Here is a 22,099-nt window from a genome sequence, read left to right as displayed (position 1 = left end):
TTTTCCTTGGCAAGAGACGCCAACAGAGGACAGCACCATTGTTGGGCTGCTCGTGCAGTATGACGGGATCACGTCCCGTTAGATCTTTTAGAAAGCGTGCCAGCTGAAAACTTTTTGGCATCATCGTGCCCATGGACAAGGAAGATGCGGCCGCCTCCTTGATGAACGCGGCACCGGGCTGTTGATCACGGTGGAAGAGATCCATGCTGTTGACCGCGCTGAGCCTGCCCAGCTGGACCCCAAGGGAGCACTTGATCCAGGACCGGCTACCGATCGCGTTGATCTTCGCCGGACTGCCCTCAGCAGTATATCGGACCTACTCAACGAAGGTGTTGCGACGTTCCTTCGCAGGGCGGACAAAAATCGACCTTGCACAAGGCGGCCATCCTCGACGTCGAGAAGCCCTACACCGACACGTTCGCCGCCGCAGACATCAACATCGCACCTGTACTGGTCCGTGCAGCAGCACCGCCACGGGCGGATACCCCTTCCTGATCCAGCTCATCGGTTACTTCCTCTGGCGAGGAGCCGAGAAGAACAAAGGACAGCTCTCCCCCGACGCGGTCAACAGAGCCATCACCGCCGGCATCAGACGCCACAGTGAGCCCGTTTTGGCGATGTGGGGCAGCCCGTATTCCCACTCCCCGGACGTGACAATGAGCCCCATGCGGACGTTATGCCTGCGACAAATTCCAAGAGATCACTCCACCGATGGGCCGTACGTCGTCTGATTGCTCAGTCATCGTTGTGTGCTGGCGGGTGCGGAGTACGGCGAGTCTGCAGCGAATATATGCTCGGCAGTAAGTCCGGTTTCCTTCAACAAAGTAGAGATCTTGGCCGCGTCGCCAAAGTCGTCACCAACGGCGAGGAGGAAGGATCCCACGGCGTTCTTCAGCGCCTTCAGTCCATTCCCGTTTACTATGCGCGTTCCGGATGGCGGGGTACCGGTGCGTTCGACGGTTGTCTTGCGGTGAACCATGACAGGGATGATGTGCGCGTCCGTGCCGTAGTTTATCTCGCACCAGTTGACGGAGCCGGCGAGCTGGTTGATGTCTTTCTTGAAGATGACATCACTTTGGGAACCGGTTTTAGCCTCAATCACCGCGTAGGTGTGGTTGCCGAGGGCCCAGAGAACATCAGGGCCCACGCCTTGTTCTTTCTCCGGCTGCTGTCCCCGGATGCCTAAAAGCTCGGCGAGATCCTCCAGTGCCGCCTCCGCCTCCGCAGTGCGGTTGGTGTTCCAGCTCAGGTCGTCGAGGATCGCTTGGCCGCCCAAGATCAGTTCGGCCCCGTTGGCGTAGTTTTCGCGGATGTAGTCGCGGCATGCGTCGGCTTGGGCTGAGGCAGCCTCGACCGGTTCGTATCCTGCGCTAACTATCGGGCGCAGGGTAGCCATATTATGCTTTCTTCCCTCGGCCAATTCAGCCTGCGCCTTAGCCGTGTCGAATGCATCTATGTAGCCGGCCAGGGTCTCGGAAAGCCAGCCGCCATAGCGTGCATCGCCGTCAGCATGGGCGGCGGCAACGGCCTCTTGTGCGTGCGCGGCGGCCGCACGGGCGTCACGGCGTACCGCTGCGTTATAGGCCCTTCTGAGGTGAGTTGCGGCAGGGTCGACTGTAGCGGGTCCGTAGACGACGCCCTTGAGGGCGCCGCGGGACGCCTCGCGGAATTTTTGGTCCCCGGAGACTACCTGTTCAATGACGGAGACGATGTCCTGCGCATAGGCGTCCTTCATGCCTGCTGCGACGGTACGTGACATGTTCAATTGCGCCCGTGTGGCGGGGGAAAGCTGACTTGCTGCGTCAGCGTTTGCGAGGAGGCGGGTGAGGCCAGCACCGAGAATGACCACTGCGCAGCGGTCATCGCGGCTGCGCACTCCGCGGCCCATGCCCTGTTCGACGCGCTGTACCTGCCGGGAGGTCATGGCTCTGCTCTTGCGCAAGGCAGCTGCTTCACGGCGCTCAAGGCCTGTGTACGCCTCTGGGATGCCATCAATGATGAGGACACGGCAGGCATCGCCGGGAAGGTCTATTCCGTCATACCGGTTGACGATGACCACCAGACCGACGTGGCCGGCATTGAGCCGTTGTACCTGCTCGCCGATCTCATCCATTGTGCTGACGGTGGCTTTTGCCACCTGAGCCCACTCCCCCGCTTGGGCGTGGCTAGGCACGAGGACAACAACGTTGTGTCGTTCGGCGAGCCCGGCCGCCATCTCCCGGACCTGCTCATGTTTGATGCGAGGGTTGAGCGACATAGGGGCGAGGATGAGCCGGTCCCCGAGATCGGTCGCCGACGCAGGCACGACGGGGTCCGCAACGCTGGCCGGATCAGCGTCAAAATGGGACACCAGGACGCTGTCCTCGGCCAGGGTAGCTGTCAAGTAGACCCGTCGTTGGGCCTCTGAGAAGCTGGGGAATTTTTGGATAGGAGGGCATTGCGGCTTGATTTCCAGCCCGGCCGAGGTCACGGCCGCTTGGCAAAGTTCCAGTTCGTCTGCCAGTAGGGGCCACACCCATTCGAAGGGCGCCTCTTTGCTGTGTGGATAAAGCGCTTCGAGGACTTGGCTTCGTTTTTTGCGCCAGGACCAGAACGGGATCCGCAGGACCGCCGAGTGCACTCCGGATGCGATGTCCATCAGCGTTGTGCTGCTTTGGGCTTCCAGGTCGTCGACGAAGAGATTTAGAACCTTTTCGTAGGCTGCATGGGTGGCTGGGATGCGGAGGGTTGATTTGCCTTCCAGTTCCATTACTGCCGCGTGCGCATCGTCGATCACGACGCTGCCCACAGTGATGGGCTGCCGTGAGGTTGTGCTGCCTTCGAGCCCGAAGCGGGTCTTGCCGTTAATGAGAACGCCGACGGAGACCACAAGGATGGCTTGGGAGAAGAGGAAGCTCTCATCGTCTGGCGAATCTGTTACTTCTAGTCCGAGCGCACTGGCTTCGGCCCTTACTTGGGCAGCGAGGTGGGCGTCGGCCGTGACGTACATGGCTGGCCCGCGGCCCTCGTTTAGTGAGCATTGGAGTATCAGCAGTCCGACGATTGTCTTCCCGCCGCCCGTGTTGGTCTTAATGACGAGGTCCCGCTGGTCGCGACGGCCCTCCCATGCCTGCAGTACATCGCTTTGCACCGACCGCAGGTAGCCGTAACCTTCCTCCTTGTTTGGCAGAGCATCGAACAAGGCCTCCGGATCGGTGATGGACGACAGTTCCCCGCCCAGTGCTAGTTTTCCGAAGTCGAATGCCATGTTTGTACCCCAATATGTCGCGAACGTAATGATGATGGATAAGACTACTGGCTGCGATGCCCCCTGACTGGACCCATGAAGCGTAATGTCAGGGCTTTCGCACGCGGCCGTTGAGCCAGGATTCCCTGTGGGTTTTTGCCCGGTGTGGCGCCTGCCAGGTCAAACGATCCTTAGCGCAGGTCGAGTGTCTTTTTGTCCCAACAGCATTCGTACGCGAGCAGGTTTGCATGCCAGCTCGCTCGCAAGCGCAGGGATCGTTAGACCTTGTGCCTCGGCAACTTCGAACGCTGAACGCAGCAACGACGGGATCTCCCCCGGATGGCCTTTCACAGGCTCCAGATTAAAGAGGCTAACCTGGCGGAGCGCGGCGACAGCCAGGCTCAGCAAATCTTGAGCAAATCTTGAGCCACTCCTGAGGGACTCCTGAGGGACTCCAGACCACACTTTCACCAATCGAATGACATACTTGTAATACAACATGTAGTCATCAATCGATAGTTTTGTACTACATGTTGGGTCATGGCCACTATGTAAGGGGAACCAAGGGTGAGCGTAGCTGACGCTTTCGACGAATTTCAGGGCATTGTCAACGCTGACGCCGAACAGGTAAAAGAAGCCCGCCGTCGCAGAGACCTCTTTCGGGACGCATTCCTGACCGAAGGCGACGTCAACGAGGTGATTGCATCAGGTTCGCTGGCCAGAGGCACACACAAGGACCCCATCCATGACGTCGACGTCGTCATCATCTACGACGGCTCACAACATCCAGGCTGGAGTGCGCCTGGCACTTCAGCGGAGGACGCACTCGACTACACCAGGACTCGTGTCAATACTCTGCTCGGAGCCACAAACGGGACCTTCGACAAGGCGGTCCGGCTGGCCAGCCCGCGCAATCATGCAGTGAAGTGCTTCCTGGATGATCCCGAGGACCCCAACGCTTTCACCGTGGACGCGATGCCCGCCCTTCGTCGCAATGGCATGCTGTGCATCCCCGAGGCCGCTTCAAAGGAATGGGTTCCAGCCGACCCCGAGTATCTCATCAGCGAAGTCGCGAAAAAGCACGCAGAGTGGGGCAATTACGCCGGCACCGTCCGCATGCTCAAGCGGTGGGCGTCCCAACAGGACACCAAGGTCAAATCTTTGGTGATGGAGGTCCTCGCCCTGGAGTTCCTCCCGACCGATCGGACCCGGCCAGTCGCGCTCAAGGATTTCTTCGTCAGCGCCTTTTACGCCATCGACGGTGGCCGCGAAGTAGTCGACCCAGCGGGTATCTGCGGAACCATCCAATCAGACCTCGATTACGAGGAGTTCGCTAGCTGCCTACAGGAAGCTCGTGATGCCGCGGTTCGCGGGTTTCAAGCACAAAACAACGAAAACGTTGCCGCGGCCATTCAGCACTGGGGCAATGTGTTCGGCGAAGACTTCCCCAAACCTTCTTCAACGGGGAGCCCTCTCCCAGCCATCGCGCCCGAGGTGCCGCGAACAGTCAAGGACACTCCCCAGGGATGACCTCTCTCAGGACCGCTGAACCGGTGTATTGGCAGGATGCCGAGCCTGCGAGGCTGGAACGTGATCGTAGGGAAGTTGCCATGTTCGCTCCGAATCTGGAGTACCACGGAATCGATCCATCAGGGATCGGGGAGTACATTCACGGCGGTTGGTTGGGAGAGTTGCCTCTTTGGCCGTTCGAGCGGTCAGTGCCGGAGGGCCTGAAAGAACTGATCGGCCCGACGGGGCTGGTGGTCGCGGTGGTGTATTCAGCTGCGCATCCAATGATTGCCCCGACAATTTTTCCCGTGAGCGTCGAACCCACGCTCCAGGAAGAATCACGCTCGGTGTGGCATGTCGCTCCTGGAGGTTCTTTGTGCCTGCTCCAAAGCGAAGGCGGTTGGAATCCTGAAGCCAGCATCACTGAACTGCTTGCTAAGGCCGCGGGATGGCGCATCGAGTACGCCCTGATGAAGTGCGGGGCAATCCAAGAAATGTCGGTACGAGGCATCGTTACAGACTCGTCCTTCGATCACCTGATTACTGAATACACCTGCGCCGATGCGGAAGCCCCTGACACCGAGGATCCTATTGCCACCAATTAATCCCTTCATAGTCCTCCCCCGGGACGCGGCCACAAAGATTTCGAACACTACGGAGGCTTCCGGCAGGATCCGGATGCGTTACGTTCGCTCCGAGGACATGTACGTCGTGAGTGCGCTTACCTCGTCCTCGTCCACGGGAAGTATCACGTTGCCGGTTGACATCCCCTCGGCATACCAAACCCTTAAGTGGGATGGTGAGCCTATGGGCGGACAGTGGTTCAGGAAGCCGCATGACGAGATCAACGGTGCCCACCGCTATCTGATCAGTCGGCCCAGTGGTGTCATGAGTTACGAATGGTTCCGGGAAATGGTTCCTGGCGTTGTCGACCCCGGTCGTAACGCCGCGCTGGTGATTACGCACGACCCCGAGCGTTCTGCGGAAAACCTTCAGGCGGGAGTCCACGAATTCGCTGGATGGAACGTGGAACGAAGCGGGGTCAGACCCATTGCGATTGAGGTGGAGCCCGAAGTGGTTGGCTTGCTGCAGCTTGCGGGTAGATGGCCCATCGAGCACCTGGCGGGTACTTCCGTTCTGGTCGTTGGGTGCGGCAGCATCGGTAGCGCAGTAGCGGAAGCTCTGGCCGGCTACGGTGTTGGCCGTGTTCTTCTTGCTGACCCCGACCGTTTTCTATGGCATAACATCTTGCGGCATAGTCTCGGCCCAGAGAGTGTTGGGAGGCGAAAAGTAGACGCGCTGAAGGCGCATCTGAAAGTTAAGTGGCCTCTGCAGGATGTCGAAGCGCTTCCCATTGATGTAGTCAACCAAACCCATCTTTTGCGCCCCTTGATCAACGAAGTTGATCTAGTGATCTGCGCTGCGGACGGCATAGCTCCCCGTCGAGTCGTCAGCCACCTCGCCCGCCGGGCTGGAAAACCTGCCATCATGGCATGTGTCCTGGATAACGGGGCAATCGGCGAGCTCCTGAGACTCCGTCCTACGCCGCGGTTTGGGTGTCTCCTGTGCTTCCGTGCGCACCTCGATGAGGCGGGTGCCATGGACGCCGAAGCAGACCAAGAACTGGACTACGGCACAGGCCGAGTACATCAGCCCATGACTGCGGTGCCGCCAGATCTGCACCTCATGGGAACAATGGCGGCGAAAATGGGCGTAGCCACGCTACTCGAGTCCTTGCACGGAGACCACACCCAGGCTCTCCCAGGGGAACATGCGGTGATCGGCCTGCGGCCGTCAGGAGACCTCGCCGCACCTTTTGACGCCAAGGCTGCTGCCGGGATCTGCTGGTCAACTATCCCCAAACCAAGGGATGAATGTCCGACATGCGGTGTCAAATGAACAGCCCTGATGACGGCCCGCATCTTCGCATCCATCTGCGCTCGTTAAGCGACATCGAAAGGGAGGCTGCCCGTTCCCGCGACGGGTCAGAGACCGGCGGGATACTACTCGGCACAGACGACAGCCAGACCATCGCGATCCGTCACGCCGGAGGACCCGGCCCGAACGCCATCCGGGAAACCAACCGTTTCCTCCGCGACTTGGCCCACGCCCAAGAACTTGCTGCCCGCGCATGGGCGACAGACCGAAGCCAGTGGATCGGGGAATGGCACACCCACCCATCCGGTGACCTCCGGCCGAGCCAATACGATCTCGATGCGTATTCCAAGCACTTGAATGACCCTGAGCTTGGATTCACCCGTTTTGTTTCCATTCTTGTTGGGCACTCTCCCACGGGGGAAGTCCTGATGGTTCCGTGGGTCATCGATCGAAAATCCGCCCGCCCAGTACCAGCAACTATTTCCGACGCCCCCGCAAAAGCAGCGCCCTCTGTCTCTATCAATAGTGAGGAACACATTGGCTGACATTATTTCCGCCCACGAACCCGCCGATCCCATCTTCATCTCATACAGGCAGTCAGATGGAACAGAGATCTGTGCAGAGCTGGCATGGCTAATGCGCGCAGGCGGCATTCCTGTGTGGCGGGACCGCGACGATCTGCCTCCTGGCGACACCGAAGCCCGCCTGCGCCAAGCAATCGGAGATGGCATTTCAGGCGGAGTGCTGATCACTACGCCAGAGGTTACAGAGAGCGAGGTGGTCAAGCGGGTAGAGGCCCCGCTCTTGTTTGCTTCCCACAAAGCTCACGAAAGCTTCGCATTGGGCATAGCGAACGCTGTTGAAAAATCCCCCGGCAAAATTGACTACTCCGCCCCCGAACGGCTACTCGGGATGGCAGAAAAGACACTTAGCGGCGTTGACCAGCACCCAACTCATCGCGAGGGACTTCGGACCGTGGTCAGGAAGATGCTCTGGCACCGTCTAGCCACGCATCGCCAAGAGGTTGCCCGCAATGATCACACTTTCGCGTTGTCCGTTCAGACCCGCAATGTGGCCCAGGTCTACGACCGGACAGGCGGCCAATTGGACATTCGCGTTCGACCATCCGACCACGAACGATTGCCGAGCCGCGAAGGGCTGATCGACCTAAAGGACACCCTAGGGTTCCTTCCTGACGCCGTCACGCGTACGGGCGCCCGCAAGATACGAATTCAAGGAGGTGCCCACTTGTCCGTTGCTTTCGCCATAGGCGCCTCCCTGCCCTCCTCAAGGGTCGGCGTCATGGAAGTTACAGACCAGCAAGGAAATATCTGGGCCAGCGATGGCGAACCCCGGTTCAGCACCTTCCCCATGACATCAATCAATGATTCAGGGACCAACCCATCAGCAAGCAAACCCGGCAGGCCTGCCGTTGCTGCATACGTTGATCTCCTCAACCAGAGAAGCAACGCTGCCTTTGAGAAGTATCTCGAGGAACACGGCGACATCCTGAAATCATGGATTCACCTTAGAAGCAGCACAGATGAGCTCCTGGATCCCGCTACTGCAGGCAAACTTGCCGCTGAAGTTGCAGCGCACATCAGGGCACTCTCAAACGAGAATGGAAACGCCGAAGTACACATACTGCTGCGGTGTCCGTTTCCCCTTGCCGTTTTGATCGGACGCCTCATGAACACGCTAAGGGGCGTGCTCTACGAATGGGACGACTCGGAAGCAGAGACCGACGACCATTTCAGGCCGAGCTACATTTCCGCCCTACGTGTCCGCGCCGGGGCCCGTGACGGAGCGATCGAGGAAGTCCTCCTCAACTGAATCCCAACTCTCGCCGGCTGTTGCTTCTGAATCAGGATTAGTCCACCAGGGCAAAGAGAACAAAGCCCTGAGGGCCGTGCGGGTTGAAGCCGACGCCCAGCGCCCTGCCCTGGACCACTCCGTCAGTCTGGGAGTCGGAACGAACTCACCCAAGACCATCGACGCGATCACAGAGCACTTCGATTGTACCTCAGCGCCCAACGCAGCCAGCGCGCGGACCCGGCAGCCTCCGAACCCATCCGGCAGCTCCTTGAGCAAGCGTCGCAGGCTCTGAAGGAACCTCGCCGGCGGGACGGACCATGCGGTGAAGTGCCGAACATTGACCCGCAAGCGGCACCGTAGCCCTTAGGAGTAGGCCGCATTGGCGCTCCAGTGACTTTCTCCGCCGGCGAACGGTTTGCTGGACTAAGCTCCTGGTACTTCCTCCAGCACGATGTAGACACGGTTTCCTGCCCCATATCGTCTGCCCTGCATGTTCGGCGTGCTGTGCTGCCGGATGCCTGTGACACGGTACAGCTGACCGGGTTTGAGAATGAGCTCATGTTCATCGAATTGCATTGCCGTTGCCGACCCCAAGTAGAAGCCCTTTGTGGCGGTGATGATGAAGTGAATGTATCGGTGCTGCTTGGTCCATTCCTCATCAGCGCCCAGGCCTGGTGTGGGCTGCCGGGTAAAGCCCGGATCAACCGAAGTTGAAACCGGGCGGTCATCCCAGCTGATGGTGTCCCCTGGGGTCAGCGCCAAGACGCGGTCCCACCACTTCCGGTCGTGCGAGTAGGTGAGCGATTCCTGCCTGTATGTAGCCACGGGCCGGGGCAGCTGGCCATGGTCACCGATCCACGCTGCGAGCTGCTGCACGTGTGCACTGTTAACCCGACCCCAACCGTTGTAGTCGTCCTTGGCGTGGTTTTGTAGTATCCGCTGGATGTTTTCGGGAACGCTGTCCCAGATCGTGTCGCGGTGCTGTTCCAGCAACTCGAACACGGCTGGGTCAGGGCCAAGGCGGTAGGCCGATGGATACCCAGCCAGCAGCGCCATGGTTTCGTGGTAGGTCAACGAAGCGGGGCCGCCCTCAATACCCAGTTCGTTCTTCTTGAAAGTCTCATAGGCCTTCCGGGAGGGGAAGCCCCGTTCCCTCGGGTTCTCCACCCAGAACGCTTCGATCGCAGACATTTCCTTGGCTGCGATCGCAAACGCGAAGTCGTGGCTGGGCTCTACTGGGTCCTTGCGGACCCACCAGCGCTGTCGGCGTCGTATTTCCTCGCGGGCTTCACGTGCAGCAGCACTGAAGTGTTCGACAGCCTTCCGTGGTGTGGGCTGTTCACGCACGGCATGCAAGAGAGCTTGCACGCATTCTTCACATCCGTTCGGGCCGAGTCTCTGATGCCGCGGGACAGCAACACAAGCGATAATCATTCCCGCTCTCTCCGACGCCGGCTTTGTGCCGTGAAGGACCCCAAGAAGCCATGCCAAGCTCGCGCTGCGCGGAGGATCCCGGACATACGCTCAGCCATTCAGGGCGGAGACAAAGGCTGAGAAGCCGTCATCGGTAGAAGGCTCAGACTTGGGCCGGGGGTCTTTGTGTGTGGGGATGCACGCCGAAAGGCCCCAGTTGCTCTTAGTGATCCGCGCCAGGGCGGGCCACAGGATCCGTTCGTGCCAGTACGCAGCGGCATCGTTCGGAGCCTGGTGGCCATAGTAGGCTGCCCGCCAGCCGATCCACACGCCGATGAGTTCTTCCACGACCGGGCCGTGGCGGTACCAGCAGCCTAGGATCCTGGAATCGGCCGTGACACCGTAGCGGCCGTTGTACCAGTCAACCCACTGACGCAGTTCCGTGAGAAGGGCTGCCTGTCCGGGGCCGTCCAATTCCTTCCAGTTCCAGGGCGCCGGCTTCTCGGCGGGCGGCTTCCGGAGAAGATCCCCGACCAGTCCAACCAACCCATCAACGTCTGCGCGCAGCTGGCCCAGCTGGCCATCATGGTCCAGTACCAGTTCCTCGACCGAGGGCAATACGCCGTCCCCGTCAACGCCGGCCGGTGCTATGCCTGCTGCCCCTGCCTCGCTGCCTGAACCCGCGTCTTCCGGTGCAGGTTCCTCGTCCGGCAGCGGGATGTCGCCGTAGGGGTCCTCGCTCATGCGGTGATCCGGCGGGTCAGGGCCTCGGCGGCCTGCTTGTCCTTCTTGATCTGCTCAACGTCATCGCGTTGCCAGTACGGGGTCAGTTCCACGACGGCAGGGCGGACGTTGGTGTAGTGCATGAAGGCCTTGCCCTGTTCCAGTTGCTGGATTTGGTGGGCGCGGATCGCAGGACGTTCCTCTTCACTGGTGGTCTTCGACGAACCGCCCTTGCCCCGCGACGTCGAAACACGCTGATGCGTGGTCGGCCCGGCAGCTTTGGCGACGGTTTCAAGTTCGGCCATCTCTTCCAGACCGGGAAGAAACAGGCGAAGGGACGATGTCCCACGGATCGCTTTGGCCCCATCGTCTCCCCAACGGGCACGGTTCTGAGCGAACGACTGACTGAACCCGATAATGCGGATACCGCGGCCGCCGGAGTCCGAAAGGGCACCGGCCATCTTCGGAAAGGCCGCAACGTTGGGAGCTTCATCCAGAACCATCGTGAACACCGGCCACAAACGACCGCCGGCGCGGGTCTGGGAGATCTTCTGGGCTTTACGGAAGACATGGTCCGCGAACATCGTCACCAACGGAGCAACCGGGGAATCTTCTCCGTCCGTGAGCAGGTACAGGGTATTTGCCCCCGTCAGGAAGTTGTCCACGTTGAACCCCTGGCCTTCGCCAGGGGTGAGGAGCTTCAGGGCCTTCGGCGAGGACAGCGGCTCCAGCAGGCCGGCGAGGGTTTCCTGGATCGAGTCCACCGTTTCGCCCGCGCGGGAGGAAGTCAGCGCCTGCAGGCGTTCAGCGAACGCGGCCGGTGCCCCATGTTCGCGGAGGATTTCCAAAGGTTCGGGATCCGCGAAGTTGTTGGACCAGCGCACGACATCCTCAATGGTTCCACCATCGAGGGCCGCGGCGTGCAGGAACCGGCCAAGAATGGCTGCGGCCTTGGAGTTGAACCAGTCCCCGTTCTTCACGTTCCCCATCGGCTGGGCACCGGCCCAGGCTTTGCCGCGGGCGAGGGCTTCGTCCGGGTCTTCACACCCGGCCACAGGGCTCCAGCTGATCGTGTCGGGCCAACCGGAAATGTCCTGCAAGTCAAAGACCTGCGCATGGCCGCGCCGCTTGCGCGTCACCGCTGTGTACATCAGCAGGTCGTTTTTCGTGGACGTCGCCAGCACCGGGCCGGGGGCATCCAATACGATTCCGACGGCGATATAGAGCGTCTTTCCTGAGCGCTGCGGCGCGTAGACCCACATGGAGTCTTCGTGCTGGACGTAGAGGACTTTGCCGTCGAGTTTGAACGCGGGGACGATGATATCCGCTTCGGCCGCGTCTTCGGGCAGGTGGAGTGACTGCCGGGCTTTGGCCAAGGCTGCCTTCTTGCCCATCCGGGGCTCGAGGTCCTTGTACCTGGGCAGGCCGTCGTCCTTCGGCTTGTTACCCCCGAGCACGATGGTGATGAACGCAATCCCCAGGAAAGCGAGTATTGCGAGCACGATCAGTATCCATGTCGCGGCTCCTGGCCAGGCGAAGGTGCCTTCCTTGAACCGCGCCACCAACTCCGTGACGTTGGTCCATGGCATTCCCGTGGGCGTCAGCATCTCACCGAGGAATGCGGAGACCCAGGCGAGGCCTGTCAGCACAACAACGAAGCCGGCAAGCCCGAGCTTCATCAGGGTGTCTGTTGAGGTTTGTTTGCTCATGCCGGAATAACCTCCATGGCTTCATCGATGATGGGTTCTTCGGTGAACGCGATGGTGGAGGTGGACTTCATGGCGCCGTCCGTGTCGGTCAGCTCGACTTCCAGGGGGCTGCGGACGTGGATGGCCTCGAAGGGATCATATTGGTCGATCTTGAACAGGCAGGTGCCCTTGACCAGTTTGGTGATGACCTCGGCCGACCCGACTGGGAGGGTGAACATCTCTTCACACGCCAACGCGTCAGCACTCTTTTGCTGCTTGTACAACAGGACCGTGCCGCACTCCTTAAGCATGGAGATCGCCGGACTGTCGGCCGGGATGTCCGAGATGTGGTGGAACGCGAACTGGCACGACAGGGACAGTGCACGCGAGAGCTTGGTGTTGCGGCGGGTCACCGTGGCCACCGAACCCTGGACGGTGTGCCAGGCCTCTTCAATCAGCAGGACCGTGGGGACTGCTTCTTCCTGACGGTAGAGGGTGTTCGCCAACCAGGTGTTGATGATCGTCATGACGATCGGCAGCGCCGGGCCGTCTTCGGGAAGCAGCGACACATCGAAGACCGTCAGGCCTGCGTTGAGCTGGATGTCAGCGCTGGTCTCCCCGTCGATCAGACCGGCCAGGTCGTCCTCGATCATGCGTTCCAGTTCGAACGCCGGATCCTGGCCCCATTCCCGCAGCTCTTCCACAGTCAGGTTCGTGGCCCTGGCGGCGTCTTCGTTGGGCGCGTAGAGGGCTTTGAGGACGTGCCCGATGTGCGCGACTTCCCCGGCCTTCTTAGCCTCCGTCAACGCCTGCCTGTGCGCCATCCGGACGGCTTTGCCTTCCTTGGGCGTCATGGGCCGGCGGAGGGCCTCTTCCATGACGGCACGAACCAGCATGGACTGGCCGGCAGGGGTGCTCAGCGACTCTGCGCTGTCGTGGGTTTCCTCGTTCAGGCGGGCTGCGATGCGGGGGTCCAGGATGTTGATCCGGGATCCGCCGCCACCGATGCTGAAGCGGACCGGGGCGACGCCGAGCTTCCGTGCAAGGGGTGTGTACTCGCCGCCGCCGACGTCTTTCTGGTACTTCTTATCGATCACCACGACGCGGCGGCCGAGGATCAGTTGACGCAGTACGCCCCACGTTTTCATGGCTGAGGACTTCCCTTGGCCGAGGTCACCGATGTAGCAGACGTTCGGAGATTCGAGGGTGTCACCGTAGGCGGTGAACGGGTCATGGACGATCATCCACCCCGACCCGGCGTCCACGCCGAAGACCAGGCCGCGGTGCGAGGTCGGCGGGGAAGCAATCGCCATATGGGAGAACTCCATCTGCCGTGTGGAAGAGGCAATGCCCGGTGCGGCCGGGTCATAGAATCCCAGTTTCGACGCGAACGCCCACTTCCGCTCGTGGTGCCACCGGGTCTTGGCGTTCGCTTTTGCCTCTACCAGCTCACGGTCTTTGGCTTCCTTCTTCTCGGCCTTCTTCACCGCACGCTTGCTCATCGGTTTGTTCCGTCGCAAGCCTTCGGCCGCGGTATCGGCTGCAGCTGCTTCGAGCTCCAGCTGCCCATCGCGGGCTTGCGCCCTGAGGGTCCTCTTGGATTTGCTGGCCAGAACCCACGGCAGGCTCAGACGCTTGACATCGTTCGTGGTGGTCATCGGATTCCCCTCGTGAACGGCATGGTCGTGATCAGGGCAAGGTCGTTGCGGTGATCCAGCCAGTCAATGAACTCGATACCGGCATCGGAGGCAGCTGCCTCAACAATGTCGGTGGTGGACAGGATCTCGTTCGCGTCCTCCACTGCGAAGGAGATATACAGCCCGTAGGCCGCGCCGTGGTGGCCCGAGCCGGGCTTCAGATCCAGGAGCCGCTGGTGGGAGGCTCCCAACAACACTTCTTCGGTGCCGTCGGTCACGACACCGGACTTGGCCACCTTGTTGCTCGTGGCCCGGTCCTCTGCGGCATCGGAACGGGCTTTGGACCGGGCACTGCGGGCATCTTCAAGTTCCATGACCATGGACACCGAATGCACCACGGCGGGCTGGATGCCGCTGATAATCGCTTCCAACGCCTCGACCGGGATCGGGGCGGGGCTGAACGCCGAGGCCGGCACGTAACCGGTACGGACGTGCCAGTGATCATTGACCACCAGGGAAATGGGAGAGGACGCGCCGTCCAGGTGCTGCCAGCAGTCCATCAGGTTGGCGCCGTCGTAGTCGTCAATGTCGAAGTCCGGATCCTGCAGATGACGCAGGAGCGCGGCCATCGCCTGCGGGCCAAGAGGCCGGGAATTGGTGATCGAACCCATCATCGAGGCCTGGGCCATGGCAGAGCGGATTTCCTGATAAATCGCCTGACCAATGCCTTCGTCCCCTGACCCGTAAGCTTCCGCCCGCCGGTACAGGGCAGCGGAGCCGGGAATCCGGAACGTCTCATAGGTGCGGTGCTGTTCGGAACGTGAACGGGTCGTCTCGCACAACTCGCCGTAGGACTCCAACAGGATCCGCGGAACGTTCTGCGCGACCCGCCGTTTGACCCACAGCAGGTGATCGGCCGAATCCATCGGCACAGCCCGGGCCAGCGTCTGGACATGGGTGACGAGGGATTGACGGCGTGCCAGCCGGGCAAGGTACTGGCCACGGGCGACGTGGCCGGATTCCTTCCGGTATTCCTCCCGGATCCCCGAGGAAGATCCCATGACTTCCATCGTGGCCGTGTAGTAGGACTTCCTGACCTTGCCCTGATGCCGGAAGATGACCAACGGCCCTTCCGGGGTTTCGATGGAGAAATGGCGGACGGTGCCCACCATGAGAGGGGCGTTGTCCTTGTGCCGGACGGGAACTTCGATCATGCCGTTCTCGTCGGCCCGTTCCCGGTCCTTCTTCCCGGCCTTGATCATCCGCGTCTGCGGGCGGTCCTTGACCGGAACATAGACCAAGGACTTGTTCTTGGCACGGACCTTCTTGTGCCGGAGCTCCACGAAAATGGCGCCCAGGGAGCGGTGGCCGGAGAGTTTGTTGGGCGTGGTGAGGATGACCCCCGCCAGGACCAGCACCGCTGCGATGATCAGGGCAACGAGCTGGCTGCCGCCGGCCACAACGATCAGCAGTGCGGCACCGATGGAGGTAGCCAGGCCGATCCATTCCGGTGCTGTCCGGTTTCCTCCGAACAGGCCGCGGCTTTGGACCTCACCGCCGACAACAACCATTCTTCCCATGACTACCTACTCCTTGTACTTCTCTTACCGACCACTGATGTGGTCGGTATCCGGCGCCATTGAACGGGTCGAGCGCTGGCCGCGCATGGAGGCTTGGCGCGCCGCTTCCCGGCCTGCCAGCAGGAACGCGGTCGCGCCACCGGCTGCGACCTTCACCGATCCTCGGCCTACTGCCCCGGCACCGGTCTTGAAATCTTGCGCTGCCTTGGCCCCGCCGGTTCCGGCGCGGTCGGCTTTTTGCAGCTCCCCGATCGTGCGGGTTTCCGGCTGTCCTTGTGTCTGGCCGCTTTGGCGGTCCTGGCCTGAGGGTGCACCCTGCTCGTTCGGAACCCTGGAGGCTGCACTCCGGCGGCCCGAGATCCCGGAACCGTTCGATCCCGGTCCTGAACCCGCTTGGCCTTCTGATTGAGTGGCCATCGACGAAGGACCCTTCGTGGCGGCGGCGCCGTAAGGACTCCCGCTCCGTCCGCCAGTAGCGCCGGACTGTACCTGCGCGGTCCGTTTCTGCCGGATGGCCGAGGAAATCGCAGCGCCTGCGCCGGCGACCATGGCCGGTCCGGCGACGGACTGGCGGCCCTCTCCAAGGCTGGTCGAAGAAGCAGAAAGGATCGGGACGTACTTGTAGAGCAGCGGCAGGGCGAAGGCCAGAACGCACATCGCGGCCGCGGCCAGGAACACCGACGTGGCGTTCACCATGCCATCGTCCACGCCCTCGCCGCTAAACGCCGGACGGGAGGCGATGTAGCTGAACACGGCTCCCATGAGCAGAAGCAGCAGCGGCTTTGACAGGGAAATCCCGAGCCACAGAGCACTGACTTTGCCCACGCGTTCGCGGTACTTCGGGTGGATCATGAACCCGACCATCAGTGCAATGCCCAAACCGAGCAGGTACAGGGCCAACGGCTGCAACGCGAGCAACCCGAGCATGGCCCACGCAGCTAGGAACAATAGACCGAACAGCAGCACCGCTGCCAAGGGACCGAACGCGCCGTTGGATTCGTAGGACGCGAACCGGGAGATAGCGACGCCGAAGTCCGTGACCCTGCTGGAGGTCCAGAACGTGACTCCTTCAGTGACACCGCTCATCCATCCGTTGAACACATAGCCGATAGCTGGTCCGAACAGCACCAGGATCATGGACAACGGCCCATACCAAAGCAAAGACGTCCGGGCGGAGTCCATATCGATCTCTTCGTTCGCAACGTCCTTCCAGAGCTTGAAATACATCAAACCCATGACGATGATCCCGATCCCGGCGAACAGAGCCCACGTGGCACGGAAGGCGTCATCAATCTCAAACACGGAGACCTTCAAAAGGTTGTTCAACACCTCGTTGGTGGACTTCACACCCTCGGCCTTCACGGTGTTTGCAAACTTCTCAAACCCGTCCTTCGCGTTAGCAATGAACGCCACAGTATCCACGGTGCCCAGGACAACCTGGCCGCCCGGCATCGTGGAGATGGCCGTCCGCATCACCACCCCAGCAATAGGGGCGAACTTACTGAATACGGCCCCTTGGGCGCACCAGGCAGAGCCGGTTGCCGGTGCACCAACGTTTGGAAGCGCGGCGCAGAACGGGACGGTGTTTTTTCCGTCGTAATCCAGAACTTTTTCGGGTGTGGTCAAGAAGGTCCCGAAGGCTTTGGCAGAGACGCTCTCACAATCGTTTCCGCCCATGAGTCCGAAGAACCACGGGTCGGCGCAGACTGATTTACCCAGTTCCTGGTTCATGCGGTCCCGGATCTTGTCGCGCTGATCCGCGGGCAAACCAGCCAGGCGCTTGAGCTGGTCTGCGTTCAATTTCTCGGACTTACTCACGTCATCCGCTGCGTGGGCGGGACCGGCGGCAAGGATTCCGAAACTGAGGAACATCGCCAGGACGATGGCGACTAGGCGGACGGTTCTGCTAACGCTTAGCGTTTGCATACTCAACCCACCCCTCACGGGTCTTGTCCTTGAAGAAGGCATTGACCAGCTCGTCGCGGAGAACCGGGGTGGCTTCGTCATCCATGTTGGTTCCCACGCTCATCGGGCCGGAGTCTTTGACCCTGCCGCCGAAATCTTGGCCATTTGCGACTATCGCAGCGTCGGCAATCTTCCAGTCGCCATCCCAAACCAGTGCAAGGGTAGCCGTTTGGAAGAAAGCACTTGGAGCTGCCTTAACGTTGGCGCTGGTGGCGCCAAAGAACACCTGAACCACAGCAGTCTTTTTAGGTTCGCAACTGGCCATCCGGTACAGACCACCAGCAGCAACATCGGAACGGTAAACCCAGCCACCGTCAAAAGAGAGACTGGCTAGATCCTTTGAAGTGGTCAGTAGATCCCCTTTTGAGGTGACCTTCTCCGTCCAGGTCCCAGCCTTGCCAACTTCAGCCAAGGTCTTTTTCTGCTGTGCCCAGGTGGAAGTGTTTACGTCTTCGATGAGGTGGGTGTAGTTGGCGGCTGCTTGGGCGGCTGAGTCGCAGCTGCCGTTGTAGCCGGTGATGGTTTTGCCGTCACTGGCGGTTTTGGTCCCGCCCTCGCCGATCTTGATCCCGGTGACTGGGAATCCGAACTTCCCGGATGACTGCAGGGGGCTGGGGTCATCCTGCTTGGCCGCCGGTGCGGGCGGGTTCAGGAGTACGACGGCAACAGCGATGACCAGGATCACCGCCCCCAAGGCTGTGAGGAGTTTCCAGTGCTTCCGCATGGGCTAGGCTCCTGCTGCCGTTGCGAGAGCCAGAATGCCACCGATGATGACACTGGCCCCGGCGGCCATACCGAAGGCCATACCGGTCTTCTTGGCCCCTGCTGCGCCTTCTTCGATGTCATCGGAGTGGCCGCGGTTGCGGGCGACGCCCCACTTCATGAGGTTCCAGATGAAGTATCCAGCCAGGATGAGCAGGGCAAGAGCCCAGAGGGCACCGAGGACCATTTGGACGGCTCCTTCGAACTTGACGCCGAGGACGCTGATGCTGGGGGTCACGCCGTCCAGCGGGTTGTCGATCATGGGCGCGGCGGATCGGATGATGATTTCGTTGCTGATGGTGCTGAACATTGTTTTTGGTTTCCTTATCGGTTGATGGTTTTGGTCGCGGTGGCGCGGTCAACGGCCAGGAGGCCTTCAGCGATTTCCGCTGCGGCGCGTTCGAAGGCGCGGCGGGCCGGGTCGCCGACGAGCTGCCAGTCGATGATCGAGCCGGTGTCCAGCGCCCCGTCATACGGGATGTCGATCATCACCCGTACTGCGGAGGAGAGGTTTTCGCGAAGCTCTGCCTGCTCGGCTGCGGATACTTTCGCCCCGCCGCCTTGGGTGACGAGGACGACGGCGTTGGTCACCAGGTCTCTGTAGTGCGGGTTGCCGGTGCGCTCGGACATGGATTCAAGCTGTTCGATCATCCGCAGTGCGGAGACGACAGCGTTGCGCTTCAGCGTTGTGGGGATCACCAGCTGGTCGGTGACCTCGATGGAGGCGAGCCAGTTCGCTGAGCGGGTGTTGTTCCCGGTGTCCACGATGATGGTGTCGTAGAAACGGCTCACCACCGTGTGGATGCGGTTGAACTCATCGGCACCAATGGATTTCATCCGGTCCGCGTCCTCGTCCGCGACCAGGACGGAGAACTGGTTGTTCCCCTGATGGCGGGTGTAGTAGGACAGCTCGCCCTTGCGGGCGGTGACGGTCTCGAAGGACTCCAGAACGTTCAACAGGTCCCACACGGTGCGGGTGGAGTCGTTCGCATTGGTCCGGACGCCGGCGGTGCCCATCATCTCGTTGTTGTCCCACACCAGCGTCTGCTGCCCGGAGTGGATCCCGAACGTGGAACCCAGACCGACGCTGCACATCGTCTTGCCCACACCTCCCAGGGGCTGGGCGACCATGATCTGCATCGGGCGGGAATACACGCGCTGGATCGCGGACAGGTCCGCCCGGCGTGCCAACTCCGCTGCGCCCACCTTGGGGCTGATCAGACCGAAGCTGACCGCCCGCAGGAATGCCTGCCAGCCGGTGGCCGGCGGCAGCTGGTCATTCACGTTCTCCTTCCTGAGCACAGCGGCGCTGCGGCGGCCGCTGACCAGCGGAGCCTCCCGGTGCAGGTCCTCCACCAGAGGGGTTTCGGCCTTTGCTGCTGCGGCCGGTTCGGCATCCGGTACTGCGTGGATGATCGGGGCCGGTTCCGGGGTGATTTCTTCGGGTTCGGTGTCGGTCAGGCTGATGGGTGCGCGGCTCTTCCGTTCGCTTCCTTGCCAGTTCGTGCTCATCGGATGGTTCCTCTCGCTCGTTTCAGGTTCTGTGGGTGGTTTCATGACGTCGGTTCTTGGGGTGTTATGGCTGTGACCAGCCATGGTTGCTGCTGTCCTGACCGGTGCAGGAACATCGTCCAGGGGCCCGCATCGGTGGAAAACGTTGCCGTGACGGTCAGCGGATTGCCGGCGTCCCTGCTGATAGCGGGCCCGTCCGTGACTTTCCGGATGGGCACCCTGGCCGGGTCGATATACTTCGCGTCTTCGGCGTATTCCGGTGCGAGATGTGGGGCGAGGTCAGCGAACCAGGTTGTCTCCGGGACATCGGGACGGGCGAACAGGCCCATGACCTTGGCTGCGGTGTCCTTGACCGACTTCTCAGCGGCGGCGTCCCACGTCACCTCCGGGACGCCGTAATGCTCATCGGCGCCGTGGTCGTGGCCGTCGCCGGCATTGTGGCTCTCCTGGCCGGACTGCCCGGTATTCACGGTGGGGGTGGAATTGGTGGCGGGTTCGGTGCCCGCGTTTCCGGCGCAGGCACTCAGCGAGAGCGCAACGGCCAGTGCGGCGGTGAGTGCGAGGTGCTTGCGCATCAGAGAATGCCTTTCTCTTTCATGATCGGGGTCGGGTCGATGGTGGGATTGATCGGGACCATGGGGTTGGGCAGGGCGCCGGCGAAGAACTCCATGTGCAGGTGGCGGCCGGTGACGTTGCCCGTTGCGCCTTCGGCGCCCAAGGGTGTTCCGGCGGCTACGGTGTCGCCTTCCTTGACCTTCACCGATCCGGCCTCCATGTGGTACATGCCGATGGTGAGCTTCCCGTCCATGGTCTGGCCGGTCACCCCGGTGCCGAACAGGCCATCGAGGTTGCGGACCTTGACGATTTTCATGTCCGTCAGGGCAACAACCGTTCCCGGCCCGCCTGGGTGAACGAAGTCGATGCCGTAGTGGAAGTTGGCCAGTACTCCCCCGGCGGTGCCGGGAGGTGCAGGGCGGGGACCGTAGCCGCTGCTGTTGATCGCCCCTTCCATGGGAGCGACCCACTTACCGGCCAATTCCCCGACAACCTGGTTGCCTTCGGCCGGGCAGACACCGGACGGGTCCACGGCGGCGGCGGATTCCCCGCCCAGGGCTTTGAAGACTTCAGTGGCTTGGGCACGGAACTTCGTGTAGTGGTTCGGATCCGCGTTCCGTTGTGTCCGGTGGATGGCGATGGTCGGTTCGAGGGTTTCCCAGCCCTCCACCTTCTGGAGGGCTTTGAAGAAGTTCGTCGCCGAAATGGTGGGGTCCATCCGGTCTGTGTAGGATCCCCACGCGCCGTTGGCGCGCTGCTGGAACAGACCACGCGAATCCGGCCCGGCTCCGTCGCCGTAGTCGATGACGCGGAGCGTGGACTCACCGATCGCAGCCTGGATGCCGATCAGCTGCGCGGAGACGGGCAGCTTGAGTGACTTGGCGGCGTTCATGATCGCTTGGGCATTCTTCATTTGCTCGGCATCAAACCCGGCCACTCCCCCGGCGGGGGCAGATCCAGCGGCTGCCCCGGCGGGTGCAGCACACGATGATGCCGCCTGCGCCGGATCACTGTCATCCAGGACAACAGTGACAAGCCCAGCGGTCAGCAGCGCAACGATCGAGGCACCGGTAATGACTTTGCGGACGGTCATCGCTTCACCACCGGACGTTGCTTGCGGCAGTTAGGCAGTGACGCGTTCAACGGCCGCTGTGTACAGAACAGCAGCATGTTCTTCAAAACCTGTCCCTCCCCCATGGGCATCGCTTCTTGTCTACTGCCAGCGACTGACAATCAAGTCCACGCTGGCGTGCCATTCTTCTCTCGCTCCAACCAAGATGCTTGTCACATCGTCAGCATGAGACGCATCTCGTCCTTCGGCAGGATCCCCTTCCGAAGGACGTTGCGCCTCCTTCTTTCGAGTAAGGCCTACAATTTGACTGTAGCTCAAAGTTGATCATTTAGCGATACACTTTATGCTGCGACTCAGAGCTATCCGAATAATCGGGCAAGATAGACGCATGCCGCGCCTCATCCAGCCCAATCATCCGCAGGAGGTTGAGGCAGCCATCGAAGTTCTCGGGAATCGTGCCCACGCGGCCATACTGCGTTACCTGCATCAGAACGGCCCCTGCACCACCGGCGAAATCCTCAAGGGGATCGTCCTGGACGACGACAACAGGAAGCTGACCCGACCCAGTCTTCAACACCACCTGGAAGCACTCGAGGCTTCCGGCGCGGTCACGGCCGACTTTCCTGCAGGTCAACGTCATGGCAGGCGCGTGAAGTACGAGGCCAATATTGATGCCGTGGAGTTCGAGATGCTTCCTGCCTATGTCAGCTACCTCCGCGGTAGATGAACGCCGCAGTCATAACAAGCCTTGTCAAATAGCAATA

At 61.2% G+C, this 22,099-nt stretch carries 19 protein-coding genes; 7 read left to right on the top strand and 12 right to left on the bottom strand.

Features of this window, described 5'->3' with window-relative positions; translation table 11 throughout:
- Positions 1-369 precede the first annotated feature (369 nt).
- Complete coding sequence (locus ACSSVG_RS24005) at positions 370-495, top strand: hypothetical protein (RefSeq protein WP_492419458.1); 126 nt, start codon at positions 370-372, stop codon at positions 493-495.
- Between the two features lie 244 nt (positions 496-739).
- Here ACSSVG_RS24005 and ACSSVG_RS24000 read toward each other — a convergent pair whose 3' ends face one another.
- Complete coding sequence (locus ACSSVG_RS24000; RefSeq protein WP_492419456.1) at positions 740-3,247, bottom strand: helicase C-terminal domain-containing protein; 2,508 nt, start codon at positions 3,245-3,247, stop codon at positions 740-742.
- A 546-nt stretch (positions 3,248-3,793) separates the two neighbouring features.
- On the opposite strand from ACSSVG_RS24000, the gene ACSSVG_RS23995 reads away from it, so the two are divergent.
- The 5 genes from ACSSVG_RS23995 to ACSSVG_RS23975 all read left to right on the top strand — a co-directional run bounded on the left by ACSSVG_RS23995 (position 3,794) and on the right by ACSSVG_RS23975 (position 8,446).
- A complete protein-coding gene (locus tag ACSSVG_RS23995; RefSeq protein ID WP_492419454.1) occupies positions 3,794-4,756 on the top strand; it encodes a nucleotidyltransferase domain-containing protein in 963 nt (320 codons plus the stop codon).
- The gene (locus tag ACSSVG_RS23990) at positions 4,753-5,340 is read left to right on the top strand and encodes a hypothetical protein (RefSeq protein WP_492419452.1); all 588 of its coding nucleotides are present in this window, start codon (positions 4,753-4,755) and stop codon (positions 5,338-5,340) included. The genes ACSSVG_RS23995 and ACSSVG_RS23990 overlap by 4 nt, the downstream gene beginning before the upstream one ends.
- A 73-nt stretch (positions 5,341-5,413) precedes the next feature.
- Complete coding sequence (locus ACSSVG_RS23985; protein WP_492419450.1) at positions 5,414-6,634, top strand: HesA/MoeB/ThiF family protein; 1,221 nt, start codon at positions 5,414-5,416, stop codon at positions 6,632-6,634.
- Positions 6,631-7,158: a Mov34/MPN/PAD-1 family protein gene (locus tag ACSSVG_RS23980; RefSeq protein WP_492419448.1), complete on the top strand. Its 528-nt coding sequence runs from the start codon at positions 6,631-6,633 to the stop codon at positions 7,156-7,158. The genes ACSSVG_RS23985 and ACSSVG_RS23980 overlap by 4 nt, the downstream gene beginning before the upstream one ends.
- Entirely contained in the window at positions 7,151-8,446 is a 1,296-nt protein-coding gene (locus ACSSVG_RS23975; protein ID WP_492419446.1) for an SAVED domain-containing protein, read from the top strand. The genes ACSSVG_RS23980 and ACSSVG_RS23975 overlap by 8 nt, the downstream gene beginning before the upstream one ends.
- A 405-nt stretch (positions 8,447-8,851) precedes the next feature.
- Here the strand turns inward: ACSSVG_RS23975 and ACSSVG_RS23970 are convergent, their stop codons facing one another.
- From ACSSVG_RS23970 to ACSSVG_RS23920, 11 genes are all read right to left on the bottom strand, one after another.
- Entirely contained in the window at positions 8,852-9,796 is a 945-nt protein-coding gene (locus tag ACSSVG_RS23970) for a hypothetical protein (protein WP_492419444.1), read from the bottom strand.
- A gap of 156 nt (positions 9,797-9,952) precedes the next feature.
- Complete coding sequence (locus tag ACSSVG_RS23965; protein ID WP_492419442.1) at positions 9,953-10,585, bottom strand: hypothetical protein; 633 nt, start codon at positions 10,583-10,585, stop codon at positions 9,953-9,955.
- Positions 10,582-12,273: a type IV secretory system conjugative DNA transfer family protein gene (locus ACSSVG_RS23960; protein ID WP_492419440.1), complete on the bottom strand. Its 1,692-nt coding sequence runs from the start codon at positions 12,271-12,273 to the stop codon at positions 10,582-10,584. Before ACSSVG_RS23960 ends, ACSSVG_RS23965 begins: the two co-directional genes overlap by 4 nt.
- A complete protein-coding gene (locus tag ACSSVG_RS23955) occupies positions 12,270-13,910 on the bottom strand; it encodes a putative type IV secretion/conjugal transfer ATPase (RefSeq protein ID WP_492419438.1) in 1,641 nt (546 codons plus the stop codon). The genes ACSSVG_RS23960 and ACSSVG_RS23955 overlap by 4 nt, the downstream gene beginning before the upstream one ends.
- Complete coding sequence (locus ACSSVG_RS23950; RefSeq protein WP_492419436.1) at positions 13,907-15,469, bottom strand: hypothetical protein; 1,563 nt, start codon at positions 15,467-15,469, stop codon at positions 13,907-13,909. Before ACSSVG_RS23950 ends, ACSSVG_RS23955 begins: the two co-directional genes overlap by 4 nt.
- Positions 15,470-15,493: 24 nt before the next feature.
- Positions 15,494-17,395: a hypothetical protein gene (locus ACSSVG_RS23945; protein ID WP_492419434.1), complete on the bottom strand. Its 1,902-nt coding sequence runs from the start codon at positions 17,393-17,395 to the stop codon at positions 15,494-15,496.
- Positions 17,376-18,158: a hypothetical protein gene (locus ACSSVG_RS23940; RefSeq protein ID WP_492419432.1), complete on the bottom strand. Its 783-nt coding sequence runs from the start codon at positions 18,156-18,158 to the stop codon at positions 17,376-17,378. The genes ACSSVG_RS23945 and ACSSVG_RS23940 overlap by 20 nt, the downstream gene beginning before the upstream one ends.
- A gap of 3 nt (positions 18,159-18,161) precedes the next feature.
- Positions 18,162-18,506, bottom strand: a complete 345-nt coding sequence (locus tag ACSSVG_RS23935; RefSeq protein ID WP_492419430.1) for a hypothetical protein — start codon at positions 18,504-18,506, stop codon at positions 18,162-18,164.
- A gap of 14 nt (positions 18,507-18,520) precedes the next feature.
- Positions 18,521-19,708 (bottom strand): MinD/ParA family ATP-binding protein, encoded by a 1,188-nt coding sequence (locus ACSSVG_RS23930; protein ID WP_492419428.1) that lies wholly within the window; start codon positions 19,706-19,708, stop codon positions 18,521-18,523.
- Between the two features lie 41 nt (positions 19,709-19,749).
- Positions 19,750-20,283: a hypothetical protein gene (locus tag ACSSVG_RS23925; RefSeq protein WP_492419426.1), complete on the bottom strand. Its 534-nt coding sequence runs from the start codon at positions 20,281-20,283 to the stop codon at positions 19,750-19,752.
- The gene (locus tag ACSSVG_RS23920; RefSeq protein WP_492419424.1) at positions 20,283-21,356 is read right to left on the bottom strand and encodes a M23 family metallopeptidase; all 1,074 of its coding nucleotides are present in this window, start codon (positions 21,354-21,356) and stop codon (positions 20,283-20,285) included. Before ACSSVG_RS23920 ends, ACSSVG_RS23925 begins: the two co-directional genes overlap by 1 nt.
- 367 nt (positions 21,357-21,723) lie before the next feature.
- Here ACSSVG_RS23920 and ACSSVG_RS23915 point away from each other — a divergent pair, with 367 nt between their 5' ends.
- On the top strand, positions 21,724-22,062 hold the full coding sequence (locus ACSSVG_RS23915; RefSeq protein ID WP_492419422.1) for an ArsR/SmtB family transcription factor: 339 nt from the start codon (positions 21,724-21,726) through the stop codon (positions 22,060-22,062).
- Positions 22,063-22,099: the final 37 nt, after the last annotated feature.

This window comes from Paenarthrobacter sp. E2MeOHC11, assembly GCF_058744955.1.
Note: the sequence above shows the minus strand (reverse complement) of the source record. Positions and strands in the feature narration are given on the sequence as shown.